We start from the raw sequence: 19730 nt of genomic DNA, 5'->3' as shown, positions 1-19730 counted from the left end.
AATGACCAAACTAAAACTGGCGCTTTATTGCGCCTGTTTTGATCATACTGCTCCACCAATAACAGCTATCACAGGTTTGAGCTAGCAAGGAATTCAAGCTTGACTCGATACCATTCCACACTGTATCAGGCATACAAAACTGCTATACTCCCGCCATAGCACACTGCAACATGCATAATATGAATCAATCGAATAACCCGCTCCACGGCATTAAACTGGAAACGATCATCACTTATTTAGTCGAGAAATACGGCTGGGAAGAATTAGGTGAAAGAATTAATATCCGCTGTTTTACCCACGATCCCAGCATCAAATCCAGTTTACGTTTTTTGAGAAAAACAGAGTGGGCGCGGGATAAAGTCGAATATCTTTATTTAAGAGCCAATAAATTACCCTTGCCGCCACCCAAAGCAGACTCTAGTCAAGCGACTAAGAAGCCTGCGGCAAAAATTGCGACGAAGAAAACCAATCAAACTCCCCCTGACAAGTCAGCTAAAAGCGATAAACCTAGCACAGATGACAAAGTAAATAGCCATATTTGGGGTAACAGTTAATCTTCGCCCTCTGCAGCCATAAAACGTGAACAGTCCTCACTTGAGGGCTGTATTGTCATCAGCAATATCACGCTTTTTGCCAAATAAGCCAAAAATTAGCTTCAGTTTTCCAATTAATGGCCGATAGCGATTTGAGTATCAACACAGTTTGCATCTAATGGAGTATGGAATGAGCATTAATGGAATAAACAGTGCCACAATCGGCTCAACTTTCACTCCGGTATCGAGCGCATATATCGCAGCAACTCCTGCCACAACAAAAACGGCGACTAATGAATCGACAGCAGATGCGCAGGATACTCAAGACACAGTCTCCATTTCTTCAGCCGGCCGCGCCGCATTGTCCGCAGATGTAGGTGCCCCTTTAAGAGACAATGCTGCAGCCAAAAAAGATGGAACAGAAAATGATGCGTCAGAAGAGCCCATGACGTTAATCGACCAACAGATCCAGAAAATAAAAGAGCAGATCAAAGCACTACAAAAAATGCTGGCCAAACTTAAAGGAGATGACTCTGAGGTTGCGGAGCAACAGCGTAAGTTAATCCAAGAACAAATAATGCAGCTAAGTAGTCAAATAGCGACCTTGACTGATAAGAAGATGCGCGACGCGCAAAAGTCAGCTTAGACAAAATAACTGACCAATAGTCTTTGTAATACAGCCCGTAATGGATGATAACCTAGATAGGAAAGCTAAACATTAAACGCCAAACATTGAGCCCATCGCCACGACGATAACTGAATCCGATGCGATCAACACTCAATAATTCACCGCCTAACGGCTTAGAAAAGGCAAGGGAGAAGCCTGCCTCATAGCTGCCAGAAACAATAGTATCTTGCTCTATCTCGCTAATAAATCTAAGTTCATTGAAATACCAATAGCCTACGGCAAAGATCCTTGGTTGCACCTGCAGATCCCACCATTGCCAGCGTGGTGCTAACCCTAAATCAACACCTGTTTGTAGTACTGCAAATTGATCAGAAAACTTACCATAGTGCTCGCTGTACCCAGCAAAGCGTAATCTCGATACCCACACAGCATCCTGCCCTGCTAAGGTAAAGTCATACAAGCTACTGATCCCTGAGGCGATAATAGCAACGTTATCGTTTTTATCGAAATTAGTACCAAAACCGATATCTAAATACCCTTCCATTCGAGTATTTTCGCTCGCCTGCCAATGATGCTCAAAACCTGGGGTAACTGTCATAGTGCCTATCGACGACGGTAACTCGCCTTCAGTGATATCTTTGGCTAGATAATCAAAAAAGCCAAAGGAGATAGGTAAACGTAACCAAGTTTGGCTACCACTATCTTTCTTCAAATCAAAACTTAACGGAATGCTAACGACGGTGGCATTTTGGTTTGCAGCGCGGTAAACGCCAGTGCCAAGATAACTACCAAAGGCGTAAACAGAATTTGGATTAGTGCTAGTTTCTATCGGATTACTACCATTAGCATTACTATTCGGTGCATGATTGATAGAAAAGCCGGGATCATCCGCTTGAGATGCTGATATGAATGTATTTGTAGCGGAAATACTATCGGCAAAGGTGGTAGGAATAACGCTCAGTAATGCCAAGCACATTAGCGACAAGCTTAATAGCAACCGACTGAAAAAATGGCTCAATTGACTTAAACCTTACTCATTTCTGACTCAATCGGTCGACCCATCATAAATACAAAGTTACTTATTTTCATCCATAAAATGATATTCAGACATCATGTGTCCAAGCTCAGTGGATTTGGTCTTTAAGTACGCCTCATTGTAACGATTCTTACCAACTTGCAGCGGTACGCGCTCAACCACTTCGATGCCAAACTCCTTCATCGCTTTTACTTTGCGAGGGTTATTGGTCATCAAACGCACATGCTTCACCCCTATCTGTTCCAGCATAGGCTTGATCATGTCGTATTTACGCATATCCGCTTCGAAACCGAGTTGCTCGTTGGCTTCAACCGTGTTGGCGCCTTTATCTTGCAGCTCATAGGCGCGAATTTTATTAAGCAAACCAATGCCACGGCCTTCTTGGCGTAAATAGAGGATAAAGCCACTGCCCGTTTCCGCAATATTTTGCATGGCAGCTTGTAACTGAAAACCACAGTCACAACGCAAGCTAAATAAAGCATCGCCGGTTAAACACTCGGAATGAATACGGCCCAACACAGGTTCATCCGCACTGAGCGTACCGAATGTGAGCGCAACATGCTCTTTACCTGATTCGGTATCTTCAAAACCATGCATGGCAAACACGCCCCAAGGAGTGGGTAACTTTGACGTCGCGACATATTTTATCGACATACTTAACCTTAACGACAACTCTCATTCCATGAGACGAATAAGATCCCTAGAAACAAAACGAGGATTAGGCACTTAGCCAACTAAGCGCACTATTCTAAAGTGTTTTCGAACAATCCAGAAATACTTTAGTGTTTTAATCAACTAAACCAAACATGAATGTCTTTTCGATGGGCAGCACGAAGGAATGGATTAAAACGAAGCAGTGCATTAAATACAAGGAGCACAAACACGCGATCGACACTCGATCCCGTGCCAGTGACATCCAATCCCACATTAAAATTTTGCGGGAGCGTATCCAGTAACTTCCGTTAGCCCCATTTCACGGCCAATAGCAGTCATAGGGTGGATTACCACAAGCCCTTTGACAGACTTTTTCAGTTTGCCCATGTCTGCTTGTTCCGCTTTTGTCAAAGCACGATGGAAAGGCAAACCTTTGATATCTGACCCTTGCTTATTCAATAAGCGGGTTTGTTGCCCTTTCACACTGCCGATTTGCTTAGTGACCGCAGCGATTTCGCGTTTGAACTGGGCAATAATGACGTCATCGCCTCTTTGTTCAGCCGCAGCAAGTTTACGACGAAATTTATCTAATTTATCGTTAAGCTGCTGCAGTTCTTGCTTTAAATTCATTCTGTTACCTTAAATTACCTAAGTTAGCCACAGTAAAATCTTAGCCTGATTATGCTAGCGTCTGTGTCAAGGCCTGAGATTATAGCAGCAAGTTACAGATCCTCGTTACCGCTTTTATAACAAACGAATGATCTGATTGCTGCTACCGCGAAAGACAAGACTCGGATCGGCAAGACTTTGTTCAAATTTTCCGTCCACCAGCACATCAATATAGGCCAACACGGCGCGCTGTTCATCACTCAACTCATCGAGCACATAACCTGTCCACAGCCAAATATCTTTACCCGAACACTCAGTCTTGACTCGTTTGACGAGCGTCAAAATGGCACTGAGATTGACAGGCAATAAAGGATCGCCGCCCGAAAGCGATAAACCACGGCGCACAATCCGCTTATCATTAAGATCGGCAATAATCCTATCTTCTATCGTCCTATCAAACACATGCCCAGAACGGGGATCCCACGTGCTTTGGTTGTAACAACCCCGGCACTGGTGCTCACAACCAGAAACAAACAAGGTCGCACGCGTACCAGGACCATTGACCACATCGATAGGGAAATACTGATGGTAATTCATTGATGGTCACTCACAGTGCATTTCATCTTTTAACATTGGTACTTACCCCATGGCACCATTGATGCCACGTGATGCCACGGAATAAGTCTAACAGGCAGAATAAGGTAATAGTGTTACAAGTGTTTGATCCTGCGTTTTACTTCTTCTTGCTTGCCATAATTAAAGGGCCGCGCATCTGGGCTGCCTAAGTAACCGCACACACGGCGCGTCACAGAGACTCGACTAGGTTCATGATTGCCACACTTAGGGCAAGTGAACCCTTTACTGGTACAACTAAATTCGCCGGTAAAGCCACAGTCGTAGCATTCATCAATTGGCGTGTTAGTGCCATAGTAAGGCACGCGGCTGTAGCTATAATCCCAGACGTTTTCCAGCGCTTCGAGGTTATGCTGCATATTGGGATATTCACCGTAACAAATAAAGCCGCCGTTGGCGATAGCGGGATATGGCTGTTCAAAATCAATTTTATCGTAAGGATTTACGCTTTTTTCCACATCGAGGTGGAAACTATTCGTGTAATAGCCCTTGTCCGTCACCCCTGTGACTAGCCCAAATTGCTTCGCATCCAGTTTACAAAAACGGCTGCAGAGACTCTCACTTGGCGTGCTATACAGACTAAAGCCATAACCTGTTTCGGCCTTCCACGCATCGGTAGCCGCTTTAAGATAAGCTACAATAGCAACGGCTTTTTCCCTTAATTGTGCATCATCAAATACATGGGTTTGGGTGCCATAGAGTGCATTCATGGTTTCATGCAAGCCAATGTAACCGAGTGAAATTGATGCGCGGCCATTTTTAAAGATTTGCGCCACATCATCATCAGCGCGCAAGCGTACACCACAGGCGCCTTCCATATAGAGGATAGGTGCCACGCGAGCTTTAACACCGTTCAGTCGCTCAATACGAGTATCCAGTGCTTTACGGGCTAATACTAATCTGTCATCTAAAATGCGATAAAATTCAGCTTCATCGCCATTGGCTTCTAAAGCAATCCGCGGCAGGTTTAAACTGACCACTCCCAAATTATTGCGCCCTTCATGCACAAGCTCGCCATTTTCTTCATAGGTGCCTAAAAAGCTACGGCAGCCCATTGGGGTTTTAAATGAACCAGTCACTTTCTCGACTTGCTCGTAGTTGAGAATGTCGGGATACATGCGCATTGTTGCGCATTTGAGCGCCATCTGTTTTACATCGTAATTGCAATCGCCCGCTTTATGATTAATACCATCGCGAATCGCAAACACTAGCTTAGGGAATACTGCCGTCTTGCGATTTTTACCCAATCCCGCCATCCGCACTTTGAGCATAGATTGCTGAATTAAGCGTGATTCCCACGACGTACCTAAACCAAACCCAAAGGTCACGAACGGTGTTTGACCATTGGCAGTGTGTAAGGTATTGACCTCATATTCCAAAGACTGGAATGCATCGTGACATTCTTTTTCAGTTTGTGCCGTAGCAAAGGCTTTGGCATCGGTGATCTTCCAATTCAGGGCAATTTGGTAATGCTTGTCGTAGCTCTTAGCGACAAATGGCGCTAACACTTCATCGATACGGTTGATAGTTGTGCCGCCATAGATATGACTCGCCACTTGGGCAATGATCTGCGCGGTCACTGCTGTCGCTGTTGAAATAGACTTAGGGGTTTCAATTTCGGCATTACCCATTTTAAAGCCGTGGGTCAACATGCCAGCTAAATCAATCAACATGCAGTTAAACATCGGGAAAAACGGCGAGTAATCTAGGTCGTGGTAATGGATCTCGCCCGCCTCATGGGCAGCGACCACATCCTTTGGCAAAATATGACTCTTGGCATAATGTTTAGCAACTATGCCCGCGAGTAAATCCCGCTGAGTAGGAATGACTTTTGAATCTTTATTAGCATTTTCATTGAGCAAAGCCGCATTGCTTTGCTCAACTAAACCACGGATTTCGAGGTTGAGTTTACTGGTCGCTTCACGGCACACATCTCTGTCGTGGCGGTATTCGATATACACGCGCGCAAGGGACTTGTACGGCCCTTCCATCAGTAAATTCTCAACCGCATCTTGTAGATGGTGGATATCAACTTCAGCTAATGGCGCGACGCTTTGACTGATACATGCTGCCACTGTCGCTGCATAGTCGCCATCCTCTATTCCAACTGAGTTTGCAGCGGCATTCACTGCATCCCTTATCCTTGTTTCATCAAAAGGTGTGCGGCAACCATCACGCTTAATTACGACTGGCATTGTTCAGTTCCTCTCCATCTCGCCTAAAAATTAACACTACATCTAGTGATTTTAAAAGCATAAAACACAATATGTAGAGTATTAGGCTACAATGACGGTAAGGAGTCCATGATCCAGATCATAGTTTTTAGGATGAAATAAAAGAACAAACAAGAACTGCAGCTAGGCCCAATTATCTGAAAATTGCGCCTTGACCTGCTGATTAAACCCAGCTAGTTGAATGCGTGACAATTTGTGTTTATCACGCACTATGGATGTGAATTAACGTTTAGCAAGCGCAAGATAACTACTGAGTTGGCCCGATGCAGATTGATGTGCCCCCATAGATGAAGCAAGTTGCATCATAGATTTTAGCCCCTGCCACTGCTGCTTTTGAGCATCCGTAAGCGGAGGTTCAGAATTCAAATAATCCGTCAATTGGCTAAGGACTTTCGTGGCCTTCTGGGCTAGCACCGGCGACTGAGCATCATCCATATTGGTTAAGACGTTTTTAGCATCAACTAAGGTATTGATAAGAGGATTATTAGGTGATTTTTTAGCTAATGACTTGATTTCATCATCTAAAAAATCTTGCAACGATTGTTTAGTCGGCGTTGTTGTGCTCGGCACTGTAATACCGTTTTTCGATAAACGCTCGAGTTGCACATCCGATAAAATGCCATCTTTTTGTAAGCGCGACACCAATGCGGGAATATCGGCGACGCCAAATTGACCATCAGCAAAAAAATCCTTCGCCATCGATTGAATTTTCTGTGCGCGTTGCGCCCGTGGCGACAGCGCTATCTCATCGGTTTTACCTTTATCGGGTTTGGTAGCATCCGTCTGCGTTTTATTTGTTTCTGTCGTAGTATCGGTTTTAGCCGTGCTCGTCTTTTGGCTATTGGCACCATAGGCATCGGCGATACTGGCACTGCTGCGATTAAGATTAAAGGCATTTAAAATAGAATTCATCGTCAAAAATTCGGCGTCTAAGACTCAATAACGGTTTTAAAGCAAAAACTAAGCCAATCAAGTATTAATCAGTGCAACCCCTGAGTTAATAGCATCACTATGCATAAACCAACTTGTATCTAGGACTGTATATCTTCGATCAAGGCAAGACATTGCCGCCTTAGTAAATCGAGTGCCTCAGCGTCCATCTGCACTTTATCAAGCAAGGTTTGCTTCAAGGCAAGAGCTTCGTGCCTGATACCCTCTCCTTGACTTGTCAGAGTGATCAGCTTTTTCCGCTCATCTTCAACGCAGTCTAATCGCGTAATCAACCCCTTCAACTCTAACCGCTTGACGATGGGCGTTAAGGTTCCCATATCGAGTTTAGTCGCCATTGATAGCTGGGTTTGGCTACAGCCGTTTTGACGCCACAGGGTTTGCATCACTAAATATTGAGGGAAAGTTAACTCGTATGCCTCGAGTAGAGGCCGATAAGCACGCACTAATGCATTGCTCGCAGAATATAACGCGAAACAAACATTATCGGATAAACAGAGTGGATCGCTAGAAGCTTGGCTATGAGTCTGTTTTGTAGCGTCTAGCTCATGTTGAGGTAAGCAATTCTGCACGTTTAAGCGCCTGTCATTTAAACATAACGCTATCTTATCCGATCTGTCCCACCCCATCTAGTTTGCGCGCAAACTATTTGCATTCAATCTTAAAGCCACGTAGAGTTAACATCATTAGTTTGCGCACAAACAAAAGGTGAGTTTTTATGAAGAGTATGACTGAAACCCGTGAGATCCATCTAGCTAGTCGCCCAGAAGGCATGCCTACAGCACAGAACTTTACTTTAGTAAATAAAGCGTTAGCACCACTCGCTGATGGACAAGTGCTGATTAAAAATCTATGGATGTCGGTTGACCCTTACATGCGCGGGCGCATGGTTGATCGCAAGAGTTATGTTCCGCCCTTCGCCTTAAATCAAGTCTTAGAAGGCGGTGCGATTGGTGAAGTTATCGCGTCAAAAAACACCGAGTTCCCGGTTGGTACTAAAGTCAGCAGCATGCTAGGTTGGCGTGAACACGCAGTCACAGATACCGCAGGACTGACAGCTTTACCACTAACTACGCTTGATAATTCACATTTCCTCGGCGTACTCGGAATGCCAGGCATGACAGCTTGGACAGGACTGACTCGCATTACAGATTTAAAAGCGGGTGAGACACTGTTCGTTTCCGCAGCCTCTGGCGCAGTAGGTAGCGTAGCCTGCCAAATTGGTAAACTAATAGGTGCTCGTGTAATAGCCTCTGTCGGTTCAGATGAAAAAGCTGAATTATTAAAAAGTTATGGTGTTGATGCGGTCATCAATTACAAAACTTGTGGCAATCTCACCCAAGCGTTGACAAAAGCCGCCCCAGAAGGAATTGACGTGTATTTTGAGAACGTCGGTGGCGAGCATTTAGCCGCAGCGCTGAGCAATATGAAAGATCATGGACGTATCGCTGTTTGCGGTATGATTTCGCAATATAATAACACAACTCCAACACCTGGCCCTGACAACTTAGCCCTAATTGTAATGCGAAAACTCAAGTTAGAAGGTTTTATCGTATCCGAACATTGGGCGCATTATCCTGAGTTCACCGCAAAAATGGCTCAATGGTTAGCGGAAGGCAAAGTCAAAGCAGAACAAACAATTTATCAAGGGCTTGAACAAGCACCTGATGCTTTTATCGGTCTATTTGAAGGTAAGAATCGCGGTAAAATGTTGGTAAAACTAGCCTAAGTCACCAACAAAGCGGTATAAACATCTCAATATGAGATAGCAAATAGTCGGTATCGCGAAAGTGATACCGACTTTTGTTTATCTTGCAATCAAACGCTATCTATATGAAAGCTTTTGACTCTACATTTTGCATCATCAGCCTTTCCAGAGCGCAGCTTCAATCAAGTGGGCGACTTTCTCCACCGCCGCTTCGCCGGCGGCAATCGCCTCATCAGCACGGTGAAACTCCATAGTACCGATATTGCCCACCTCAGGCACAATACAAATATCTGGTGGATCGCCCATCAACCGCGCCCGTTTATGCCTTTGCTCTAAAATACCCATAGATTGCGACATCACAGCAATCATCCCCGGATTCGATTTAGTGCCGAGTGAAAACTTATCGGTTAGGTTGCTGACATAATCTCGGCCACGGGCGAATAAATCCATAAAGCCCGTTTCCTGTCGCGCTGGCATATCCATTTCAGCTTGGACAGTCCTTTGGCTGGTCATATTCACGGGTAACACTTGGATACGCCCAGAATGATAGCCATATAAATCCACTGCAATCACCACATCAACGCCCATGGCGCGGCTGACCGAAACAGGAACAGGATTCACTACAGCACCATCGACTAACCAGCGTTCTCCTTGTCTGACCGGGGCTAAAATCCCCGGCATGGAGCAAGAGGCCCGTACCGCTTGCCGTAAATCCCCTTCAGTAAACCAAATTTCCTGACCAGAGTATAAGTCAGTCGCGACGGCTGCAAAGGGACGATTGAGATTCTCAATATTCACATCTCCTATACGTGCATGCAGCACATCGAACACCTTGTCTCCGCCGATAAGCCCGCCCTTACGCCATCGAATATCCATCAAGCCAAGCACGTCCCAACTAGAAAAACCGCGCACCCATTTTTCTAACTCGGGTAAATGATCATGGGCGTAAGCGGCCCCCACTAAAGCCCCTACCGAACATCCAGCCACTTTATCGGGCTTAATACCCATGGCAGCTAAACCATTCAATACACCTATATGTGCCCAACCTTTCGCCGCCCCACTACCCAAGGCAATACCTACCGAAGGGGTTGTTCCGTTAGCCATAAATCATTTCTCCTGTAACTCAATGCAGTACACGATAACGTAAAATCCTGCCATATCCACTGTCAATCGGTAAAAACGACACAATTAAGAGGTTGTAATACCAATGTAAATAAATACAATCAACAGAGCATAAATGGCGCACTTTCTACATCAATCCGTGCATGAAGCAGAGATAATCACCGATGTGGATAGCTGAGCAAGGATGATTAAGGCTATAATCTGCCCTTACTAAGATTTAGGGGATATACCTTTGCAATTTACCGATTTTTCTCTGGACCAGCGTCTGCTTCAAAGCATAAAACATATGGGGATCACAGAACCCACCGCCATCCAGGAACAAGCACTGCCTATCGCATTGGCAGGTAAAGATTTAATGGCGTCATCAAAAACGGGCTCAGGTAAAACCTTAGCGTTTTTGTTACCCGCATTGCAAAGAGTCATTTCTACCCGCTCACTGTCGAAACGTGATCCTAGAGTCTTGATTTTATTACCGACTCGCGAACTAGCACATCAGGTTTATAGTCAGCTTCGCCTACTTGTCGCCAACACCCAATACAAGGCAATCAGTGTACTGGGCGGTGAAAACTTTAATGACCAAGCTAAAGCCTTAGCGAAAGAACCTCATTTTATTGTCGCGACTCCAGGCCGTATCGCCGATCATTTAGAGCAAAAGCATCTTTTTCTCAATGGCTTAGAGTTATTAGTCCTCGATGAAGCCGACCGCATGTTAGATTTAGGCTTTGCCCCGCAGTTAAAAGCCATCAACGATGCAGCCGATCATAAACGCCGTCAAACGCTGATGTTTTCTGCCACGTTAGATCACGACGAAATCAATGATATCGCAGCAACATTACTAAAAAATCCAGCACATGTGGCGATTGGCGCGGCTCACTCTGAGCATAACGATATTCATCAACGTATCTTTTTATGTGACCACTTAGACCATAAAGAAGCGTTATTAGCCCGTTTGCTCAAAGATGAAACCCATAAACAAGTGATCATCTTTACCGCGACGCGTCCAGATACAGAGCGCTTAGCAGCTAAATTAACAGTGCAAGGTTTTGCAACCGCAGCACTCAGCGGTGATTTAAAGCAAGCCGCACGCAACCAAATCATGGACCAATTTGCCCGTGGCCAACAACAAGTCCTAGTGACGACCGATGTCGCCTCTCGTGGTCTGGATTTGCTCAATGTGTCTTTGGTCGTTAACTTCGACATGCCTAAATTTGCCGAAGAATACGTGCATCGTATCGGCCGTACTGGTCGTGCAGGCGCAAAAGGTGATGCGATATCGCTCGTCGGGCCAAAAGATTGGGACAACTTTAAGAAAGTCCAAGTCTTCCTCAGAAAAACCTTTGAGATCAGCACAATTCCAGGCCTAGAAGCTAAATTTAGTGGTCTAAAAAGCAAAGCTAAACAAACGCCAGTAAAACGTGTTGCTAAAGCGGAGCTTGCTAAAGGTAAGAGCAAAAGAACCAAAGCAACCACACCAGCACCGTCGCGGGATAAGCGTTTCATCACGGGCGTGGATGTCGGCGATGCTCCTATGCGTAGAAAACCTGCTGCGGCACAATTACTGCAAGATAATGATACTGAAGAAGTTTAAAACTAATTTATGCATAAAGGCCGGTGGATTTAACATCAGATATTATCTCTGATACAAATCACATAGGCATGATCTAATACTGGAAATTGACATACTAAAATTATCAGTCTGTCGCCAAGCGAATCAAAAGCGCATGGTAAACACTGATCCTCATGTCATTTCCAGCTACAATAGCGCTATTATCGATATTTTGAAGGTGTAACATGAGAGTTTGTGGTGTTGAATTAAAAGGTGGCGAAGCCATTATCAGTTTATTGAGCTATGAAGGTGAAACCTTCAATGTGCCAGAATGCCGTAAGGTGTCTTTCACCGTTTCCCAATCTGCTACCACAGAAGCTATTCGTGAGTTTCACTTCGCTTTTCATAAGCTTATGCAAGATTATCGCGTTGATGAAGTTGTCATCATAGAACGTGAGCAAAAAGGTAAACTCGCGGGTTCAGCGACAAGCTTTAAACTTGAAGCAGCCATTCAATTAGGGGAATTACCTGTCAGTCTATTGTCTCCTGTCACTATCAAAGAGCAAAACAAGCGCAATCCACCCCAAGTTGATTTCGATAGTTTAGATCTTAAAAAAGTACAGCAGCTAGCTTTCGAAGCCGCTTATGCCCATCAAAATCGCCGAATTTTTGGCAAAGTCTAAGTAATGTGATGAACTCAGGCTCCGAAGTCATTCGGAGCTAAATCCTCTATGAATCCATTAAAGTACTTAAACGGTTACAGCCTTGATATTCAGCAGCAGGTACAGCAACATCTCGATGCTGGCACATTACCCAAGCTATTGCTGAAACGTCATCCTGTCATACATAGCGTTCGTAGCGATAAAGCACTGTACGACTATACTCAGACGATTAAAAATCAATTTTTACGCCAGTCCTCCCCGCTCTCAAAAGTGATATTTGATGACAAAATTAATATTAGCCATCATGCACTTGGCTTGCATTCTTACGTAGCACGAGTTCAAGGCAATAAAATCAAAGCGAAGAACGAAATTCGCATTTCTTCGCGTTTAAAGCGTGTGCCAGAACCTTTGTTGCGTATGGTCGTTGTACATGAATTAGCCCATTTAAAAGAAAAAGATCACAACAAAGCTTTCTATAATTTGTGTACCCACATGGAGCCGGATTATCACCAGTTTGAATTTGATTTGCGCTTATTATTGACTTGCATCGACGCTAACATATCCCCTTATTCTGCAAATAAAGTCGACACCTGACCTTCGTATATTTTTCGCCCAAAACTTGACTGATAATAGTTTTCATTTAGAATGTTGTAGTATCTAGTGCTGCAGAATACTGTAATGACAATGACGAAACAGAATATCGACAAACTCTTAAGCAAGTGGTGTAAAAAGCAAGCTAAAAAGTTACTCAAAACACAGGCGAAATCTGTTTCAAGTTCAGGAAAAGCGATTCCATCCTTATCTCGTCTGAACACCCTGACTGATAAATCTTTGACGAATAAAAAGGCTCAACGAAAGCACCTCACCCAATTACTCTCTAAGCATATTGCTCAGCAAGAATTTGCCCTTAGCAATAAATCAACACTCAAAAAACAATTAAAACTCGCAAAAGCTAAGTTTATTGCCGCAAATGATGCGACATTTTCATCGACTATTATTACTCGACTTTCTCCTTTACCCACAGAACACAGCTTTGCATTACGTCCCTTTAAAAAATCACCCTGTGGTGGCTGTCCCGCATTAAAAGGTAAATTGTGCAAGTGCGCATTAAAAGTGATGCAAAGGCGCCACGCAAGCTGATAGGCACTATTTAGCACTGCATATTGGGTTCTCTGTTCAGTCCTTAATAAAAAACGTTATAAGCTCTTCAGCCGCACAATTTTCCTCTTCACAACCTTTTGAATGACTCGCTATACCACTTCTAACTGAAGATCCTATCTATTTTATCCCCTTATGTTTTATCGCCACGACTTCGAATCGAACAAATTTTAAGCATTTATGCAACTCGAACAATACTCGTGATAGCAGGAAAATGTCTACCACAATAAGCATTTTGGAAACAAAAATGCCGATGAAATTTTCATTTCATCGGCATTGATAAACTCTTCTAGAAAGTCAGTGCTATTGTTTATTCAAACTTTGATACTATAAATTCTATTAGCTTAGGATTGGCTAACCTAAGTTCATTATAGCTTCACGACTCTTCACCATATTAGTGAATGTGCGTAAATCTTGATTCGCTAACTTGCTCGACATAGGAATATCGGCTTTCAACGGATCAACAGGTTTACCATTGATATGGAATTCATAATGCAAATGTGGACCAGTCGAACGACCTGTGTTACCAGATAAAGCAATCACTTGACCGCGAGTTACACGTTGACCTTTACGCACTAACGCCTTAGACAAATGTAGGTAACGGGTGCGGTACTTACCACCATGTTCAATCACAATATACTTACCAGCAAACTGATGGTCCGTCACTAAACTGACAATTCCATCACCAGGTGCAATAACTTTAGTCCCGATTGGCACGGAAAAATCTGTTCCATTATGAGGAGAAATACGCCCTGTAATTGGATGTTTGCGATGGCTGTTAAAACGTGAACTCATACGCGGTTGTTTAGCTAACGGATAACGTTGGAATGCCCGAACTAAACTCTGACCTTTAGCATCATAATAACTACCATCAGAATATTGATATGCACTAATTTCAGAACGGCCACTTTTAATACTGACACCTAAAATTTGGCTACTTCCCGTCGGTTCACCTTCAACATATTGATCATTTACCAAAACTGAGAATTTGTCGCCGACTCGTAAATCACGGGCAAAATTCAATTTTTCTTTGAGTAAATCTTCAATTCGCTGAATATCTGCAGCGGCTAAGCCCATTTTTTGGGCTGAAACGTAGAAAGAACCTTTAATATCACCAGTCAAAATTCGATTTTGCCAAACACCTTCAACGTTCACTTCTTCAACATTAAAACTACCGTCTTCATAACGTGTAAAAACCACTTGGCGGGCAGCGTTAAAATAAAGTTCTAATTTTTGTAACTGGCCTTCACTATCAAGCCAAAATTGCATTCTGTTACCAGGTAACAGGGTATCAAGTGCCAAAATGTTTAAATCAGCTTCTAAAACCTTATACATAGTTTGCTGATCAACACCCGCCTTGGAAAATAAACCACTTAAGGTATCACCGGAAACGATAATTCGCTCAAACTGGGGAGCATTATTAATGAGTGCAGCTTGATCTAGGACTTCAGGTTCAGAAACTTGAGGGAGAATATTTTCAATATCGAGAACAATAGGGATACGCTGAGCAGTTGGCGTAACATGGTTATTATTCGGCATCAACATCGCAGCACCCATCAACAAACTACCCATTAATAGAATGTTCTTTTGGGTCGATGATAAGTTCTGCAAACGGGTTTGCGATAAGTTGATAAAGTTGGGTTTGCCTGTTTGCAACGCTTTTCACCTTTCGTTAACTTTGCGTTCTATTTTTGACCAGTCCCTTTGAGGGAAGCCCGAATTTTTTCCAACTTATATCAAAAAACCGATTATGACAAACGCTATTTCACTCTTTTGTTGCACCATTAATGAAAAACATGCGCTAGTTGGCATTTCCAACTCACTTTGTGTGTATTATCCGAATGTTAAACACGCAGGAGATACAATAAATAACACTTATAAAACAATTTGTTATTTATCGTACTCTGTGAGAATGAGCAACTAAGGCAAAACTATCGTCATTTCGCTCCCATGTGAGGTTTTATTGATGTCGATGCGGGTATTTATCTGCTCTTTCATTTCCGACACGTGCGAGATCACCCCTATCATGCGGCCAGAGGATTGCAAATCCATCAGGGTCCGAATGGCCAGTTCTAAAGAATCTTGATCTAAACTGCCAAAGCCTTCATCGATAAATAAAGTATCGAGTTTAATACCACCAGCATAGGCTTGCACTACATCAGATAGGCCTAACGCCATAGATAATGCTGCCATAAAACTTTCACCACCGCTTAAGGTAGCCACAGGACGCACTTTGGAGGTATAAGCATCTTCTACTTCCAATTCGAGCCCAGAAGCTTTGTTACCCTTGGCCCTATCTTCCTTACGCAATAAACGATAACGCCCTTTGCTCATCAGGTGTAACCTGTGGCTTGCCTCTAACAACACATCGTCAAGCAGTACACTTAACACAAAACGTTGCAGGCTGATCTTATTACCTGTATTTCCATTAGCGACATCTGCAAGGGTGCCGATAACCGCATATTCATCTTCCAAAACCTTAGCTTTTGCATCGGCAATACTCAGCTGGGTTTGAGTTTGCATCAGTAATACTGTGCGCGTGTGAAGCAACTGCCATGCCTGCTCTGCTGCGTGTAATGCTTGCTGCGCGAACTCAAGCTCAGCAGCCAGCTTAATGCTATCAGGTGGCACTTTATCTTTAAGCTTAAGCGCTAACTGCTCGCACTGTGCCTTGGTCAAAGCACTGCGCTGTTGGTAAGCCTCAATCTCGCTGGCTAATGCACGCTGTTGTTCTTCATCCAGCATGGCCTCAAATAAGGCCTGTTGATCGGCAAAACCTGCTGCGACTAATTGCTGATTGAGTTGCTGCTGTGCACGCGTTTGCTGGGCTAATGCCGCCTCAGCAGCATTTTCAGCACCATTAAGTGCCGCTTTAGCCGCAACAAAAGATTGGCCAGTCTGTTGTTGGAGATCCCTAACACTAGTGATCTGTTGCTTAATTTGGCTGATACTTTGCTGATTTTGCGCGATTGCTGCAGTTAAGGCCTCAAGCGTTGCAAGCGCAGATGGAACACTTTGCTGCATGTGCGCTAACTGCCCCTGCAATAGATCCACTTTAGATTGCAGTGCACTGTCGTGTGTTTGTCCTTGCTCTAGCTTTTGTTGTAGATGCGTTTCCTGTGCGTGCAACAATGCAATCTCTTGCTGTAACAGCTGTAACTGCTGATGGGCTTGCTCCGCTTGAGTGAGTGAGAAAGCGTATTGCGACAAGGTATGTGTATGTTCGTCTAAAGGAATATCAACCGCAGTGCCCAATTGGACCGCGAGATCTTGTGCTTGCTGTTGCAAGGTTTCTAACTGCGTTTGTAGCCCACGATATTCCGCTCTGGCTTTGCTCAGGATTTCTTGAGCATTCGTTTCAGCCTCAAGTGCTAATTGCAGCGCTTCATCACTTGGGAGTGGATCTTGGCTTTGTGCTGGCTGTGGATGTGTTTGGCTGCCACAAACAGGGCAAGGTTCATCTTGCTGTAATTGCCGCGCTAAAATAGCGGCCTGTCCTTGATGCCAAGTCAACAATAAGGCTTTATATGTAACCTGTGCTTGCTGATGCTGAGCACTGAGTTGTCGCCCTTTGACTTTAGCCTCAACAAGTTTTGCCTGTGTCGACGATACCCTTGCCGCCACTTGTTGCCATTGCTGATAGGTAGACAATAACTGCTGTTGCTGCTGATGCGCTTGTTGCAATGAGAGGCGAGTTTCGCTGTTGGCCTGTAGTTGCGGCAGAGCGGATTCCAATTCACGGCGTTTTTGGACTGCGGTGGTTAACTCATTTTTGCTGTTCTGAAGTTGTATTTTCGCGCTAATGAGCTGCGCTTGCTCTTGTTCAAGGGTTTTATTAAGCCTATCCAATTCCCTGAGCTGCGGCCCTAAGGCATTCAGTTGCTGTTTGACCTGTTCCTGTTCGAGTAACGACGCTTCCAACACGGGCAAATCAGCGGCCTTAAGCTCTGCGTTATCGAAGGCTTGTTTAGCATTGATTAATGCTGTTTTCGCATGTTCAAGGGAAAGACTTGCCGCCTTGGCTTCCTGCTCACGGGCCACAAACACCTCAAGCATGGGTGCCAAGTGCTGCGCCTGTTTAGCCAAATTCAGTTTGTAGGTTTGCGCAGCCATGTTTTCTTGCTGTGCATCAAGCGCAGCAACCGTTTGAGTTAAGGCATCAAACTGCACAAATTCGGCCAATAAATGCTGGGCGGCATCGCTGGTTTTTATCACCCATTGTTGCTGCTGTAATGCATGTTCTTTCGCACTTTGGGCTGTTTCAAGTTCTGGCGTAAGCTTGGCTAATTCACAGCTAAGCTCGTCATCGGATGCTAAACCCGCACTTTGTAAAATGCCATCACGGCGGCTGCGTTGATCTTTCACTAAGGCGCGGATATCTGCAGCCTTACTTTTTAAGGAATCTTCAATACGTCGGTATATATGCGTTTGAAATAGCTGACTAAATATCAGTTCTCTTGCTTTGGAGTCTGCCATTAACAATTCGCGAAATTTCCCCTGCGGCAACACCATCACTTGGCGAAACTGCTCCACATCGAGGCCAGTTAAGGCTTCAATCTCAGCGGTTGCCTCAGAGACTTTGCTCGCTACAAGCAAACTTTCATTACCCGCGGCGTCTATCTTATATAACTGTGCTTCGGGCTTCTGCACCGTTGAGCCGTCACCGCTTTTTTTAACCCTGTCTTGTTCTGGCACACGGCGAATACGATAACTGCTATTACCCAACTGAAAACTAAAAGTGACTTCTGTTAGCAGACTATCATCGGCCATATCGCAGCGCATCTGGCTGCCTTCACGCTCATTACCAGTGGTTTTGCCATAGAGGGCAAAGCAAATACCATCGAGCAAGGTCGTCTTACCCGCACCAGTGGGTCCATTAATCAAAAACAACGGATTAGTCCCTAAGGCCGTAAAATCAAGTTCTTGAGTCGATGCAAAGGGGCCAAAGGCTGACATGGAAAGGCTAAGTGGTCTCATGCTTGGCGCTCCTCATTGTGTAGCTTAGTCAGGAGTTCATCCATCACGGCTTGCTGTGCTTGTGTTAATGACTCGCCGGACACTTGAGAGAAAAAGTCACGGAACATGTCCATCTCGCCTTTTTTGATATGATCTCGGCTCAAGGTGACTTGTTGCTGCCCCGCCATCAGACCAGTCCGCTCTAAATGCAGCACATTAGGGTAAACGGCTCTCAATTTTCCCATAGCATCTAAAATGGCATGTTTATCAAGAAGTCTGACCATAAGGTAGTCCTCACGCTTGATATCCGTTTTACCTTGGGCGAGTAATGTGGCTAACTCCCCTTCTAAGATGCGGACATCGCGTATTGACGTTAATGGCAATAAACTAATTTTAATCGGCGTTTGCGCGCTAAGTTCGACTAAGGTCACCGACTTATGTTGATGTTGTTCGCTAAAGGAATACTTCAAAATCGATCCTGAGTAGCGCACATGCTCTGCACCTTTGTATTGCGGTCCGTGCAAATGCCCAAGGGCGACATAATCAAACTCAGTAAATAGCGTTGGCGATATTTTATCAGCGCCACCAATGCTCAGTGGTCGCTCAGATTCTGACTCGCTACCACCATCCAAAAAACAATGGCTTATCACCACTTTCGGCAAACCTTGGCTATCGTGCTGGCGTACTTGTTCAAGCAATAGCGTCATTGCGGCCTCATGGCTTGCCGCCTCACACTCAAAAACTTGGCGCACTGTGGCAGGTTCGGCATAGGGCAAGGCATAAAACACCGCATCACCGCTTGAACTCGACAAAGTAATGGGATAAATATCAGCACTCAAAGGGCCAATAATATGTAACCCACTTGCCGCCATTTGTTTTGCTGCAAAACCTAAGCGCTCGTGACCATCGTGGTTACCTGCAATTATAATGACTTGCAGGCCTAAATCATGCACTAAGCGGTTAAGCACATCATCTAACAGCGCAACCGCATTCGCAGGCGGAATCGATCTGTCATAAATATCCCCCGCCACAATCACGGCATCCACCTTGTGTTCATCCGCTAGAGCAATAATTTGCTCGAGCACAAAGGCTTGATCATCCAGTAGTGATTGATTGTGTAATTGACGACCTATGTGCCAGTCCGAGGTGTGGATAAATTTCATAATCGCTCTTTTAAAGAAGTGGTGGCGCTAAACCCGAGCGCACATGCCGCCCGTCGATGCAAAATAAGACTGGCAAGATAGACACTGCACTTAAATCAATCGGATTAAATATGTACACAATATTTAAAATACACACCAAA

18 protein-coding genes are annotated in these 19730 nt (G+C 44.4%); 7 read left to right on the top strand and 11 right to left on the bottom strand.

What is annotated here, in order from left to right; genetic code table 11:
* Positions 1 to 170 precede the first annotated feature (170 nt).
* On the top strand, positions 171 to 554 hold the full coding sequence (locus L5M17_RS00485; RefSeq protein WP_263144491.1) for a VF530 family protein: 384 nt from the start codon (positions 171 to 173) through the stop codon (positions 552 to 554).
* 169 nt (positions 555 to 723) lie between these two features.
* Complete coding sequence (locus tag L5M17_RS00480; RefSeq protein WP_028760412.1) at positions 724 to 1179, top strand: FlxA-like family protein; 456 nt, start codon at positions 724 to 726, stop codon at positions 1177 to 1179.
* A 52-nt stretch (positions 1180 to 1231) separates the two neighbouring features.
* On the opposite strand, the gene L5M17_RS00475 is transcribed toward L5M17_RS00480, so the two are convergent.
* The 7 genes from L5M17_RS00475 to L5M17_RS00445 form a co-directional block, all read right to left on the bottom strand.
* Positions 1232 to 2179, bottom strand: coding sequence for a hypothetical protein (locus tag L5M17_RS00475; protein WP_263144488.1), 948 nt, complete (start codon positions 2177 to 2179; stop codon positions 1232 to 1234).
* Between the two features lie 57 nt (positions 2180 to 2236).
* Positions 2237 to 2851: a GTP cyclohydrolase II gene (ribA, locus tag L5M17_RS00470; RefSeq protein WP_006087423.1), complete on the bottom strand. Its 615-nt coding sequence runs from the start codon at positions 2849 to 2851 to the stop codon at positions 2237 to 2239.
* Between the two features lie 273 nt (positions 2852 to 3124).
* Entirely contained in the window at positions 3125 to 3481 is a 357-nt protein-coding gene (locus tag L5M17_RS00465; RefSeq protein ID WP_028760414.1) for a YibL family ribosome-associated protein, read from the bottom strand.
* 114 nt (positions 3482 to 3595) lie between these two features.
* On the bottom strand, positions 3596 to 4057 hold the full coding sequence (nrdG, locus tag L5M17_RS00460; protein ID WP_263144485.1) for an anaerobic ribonucleoside-triphosphate reductase-activating protein: 462 nt from the start codon (positions 4055 to 4057) through the stop codon (positions 3596 to 3598).
* A gap of 113 nt (positions 4058 to 4170) precedes the next feature.
* Complete coding sequence (nrdD, locus tag L5M17_RS00455) at positions 4171 to 6288, bottom strand: anaerobic ribonucleoside-triphosphate reductase (RefSeq protein ID WP_212599904.1); 2118 nt, start codon at positions 6286 to 6288, stop codon at positions 4171 to 4173.
* Positions 6289 to 6549: 261 nt separating this feature from the next.
* On the bottom strand, positions 6550 to 7239 hold the full coding sequence (locus L5M17_RS00450; RefSeq protein WP_173245565.1) for a hypothetical protein: 690 nt from the start codon (positions 7237 to 7239) through the stop codon (positions 6550 to 6552).
* Between the two features lie 119 nt (positions 7240 to 7358).
* Positions 7359 to 7847 carry a MarR family winged helix-turn-helix transcriptional regulator gene (locus tag L5M17_RS00445; protein WP_263144480.1) on the bottom strand — a complete coding sequence of 163 codons (489 nt, stop codon included), beginning with the start codon at positions 7845 to 7847 and terminating at the stop codon, positions 7359 to 7361.
* A 146-nt stretch (positions 7848 to 7993) separates the two neighbouring features.
* Here L5M17_RS00445 and L5M17_RS00440 point away from each other — a divergent pair, with 146 nt between their 5' ends.
* Positions 7994 to 9004, top strand: a complete 1011-nt coding sequence (locus L5M17_RS00440) for an NADP-dependent oxidoreductase (protein ID WP_263144477.1) — start codon at positions 7994 to 7996, stop codon at positions 9002 to 9004.
* Positions 9005 to 9139: 135 nt separating this feature from the next.
* On the opposite strand, the gene rssA is transcribed toward L5M17_RS00440, so the two are convergent.
* Positions 9140 to 10087: a patatin-like phospholipase RssA gene (rssA, locus tag L5M17_RS00435; protein WP_105252908.1), complete on the bottom strand. Its 948-nt coding sequence runs from the start codon at positions 10085 to 10087 to the stop codon at positions 9140 to 9142.
* Positions 10088 to 10337: 250 nt separating this feature from the next.
* Here rssA and L5M17_RS00430 point away from each other — a divergent pair, with 250 nt between their 5' ends.
* The 4 genes from L5M17_RS00430 to L5M17_RS00415 all read left to right on the top strand — a co-directional run bounded on the left by L5M17_RS00430 (position 10338) and on the right by L5M17_RS00415 (position 13453).
* On the top strand, positions 10338 to 11693 hold the full coding sequence (locus L5M17_RS00430; RefSeq protein ID WP_263144473.1) for a DEAD/DEAH box helicase: 1356 nt from the start codon (positions 10338 to 10340) through the stop codon (positions 11691 to 11693).
* 203 nt (positions 11694 to 11896) lie between these two features.
* Complete coding sequence (locus L5M17_RS00425) at positions 11897 to 12334, top strand: DUF3010 family protein (protein ID WP_028760422.1); 438 nt, start codon at positions 11897 to 11899, stop codon at positions 12332 to 12334.
* A gap of 48 nt (positions 12335 to 12382) precedes the next feature.
* Complete coding sequence (locus L5M17_RS00420; RefSeq protein WP_263144470.1) at positions 12383 to 12907, top strand: M48 family metallopeptidase; 525 nt, start codon at positions 12383 to 12385, stop codon at positions 12905 to 12907.
* Positions 12908 to 12997: 90 nt separating this feature from the next.
* Positions 12998 to 13453 carry a hypothetical protein gene (locus L5M17_RS00415; RefSeq protein WP_173248655.1) on the top strand — a complete coding sequence of 152 codons (456 nt, stop codon included), beginning with the start codon at positions 12998 to 13000 and terminating at the stop codon, positions 13451 to 13453.
* A gap of 372 nt (positions 13454 to 13825) precedes the next feature.
* On the opposite strand, the gene L5M17_RS00410 is transcribed toward L5M17_RS00415, so the two are convergent.
* The 3 genes from L5M17_RS00410 to L5M17_RS00400 all read right to left on the bottom strand — a co-directional run bounded on the left by L5M17_RS00410 (position 13826) and on the right by L5M17_RS00400 (position 19590).
* Entirely contained in the window at positions 13826 to 15127 is a 1302-nt protein-coding gene (locus L5M17_RS00410; protein ID WP_263144466.1) for a peptidoglycan DD-metalloendopeptidase family protein, read from the bottom strand.
* A 264-nt stretch (positions 15128 to 15391) separates the two neighbouring features.
* Positions 15392 to 18448 (bottom strand): AAA family ATPase, encoded by a 3057-nt coding sequence (locus L5M17_RS00405; protein ID WP_219234570.1) that lies wholly within the window; start codon positions 18446 to 18448, stop codon positions 15392 to 15394.
* Complete coding sequence (locus L5M17_RS00400) at positions 18445 to 19590, bottom strand: exonuclease SbcCD subunit D (protein ID WP_173245580.1); 1146 nt, start codon at positions 19588 to 19590, stop codon at positions 18445 to 18447. Before L5M17_RS00400 ends, L5M17_RS00405 begins: the two co-directional genes overlap by 4 nt.
* Positions 19591 to 19730: the final 140 nt, after the last annotated feature.

This window comes from Shewanella sp. SW24 (assembly GCF_025653395.1).
GTDB classification, from domain to species: Bacteria; Pseudomonadota; Gammaproteobacteria; order Enterobacterales; family Shewanellaceae; genus Shewanella; species Shewanella oncorhynchi.
The sequence above is the reverse complement of the archived record's forward strand: the minus strand, read 5'-3'. Positions and strand labels throughout refer to the sequence as shown.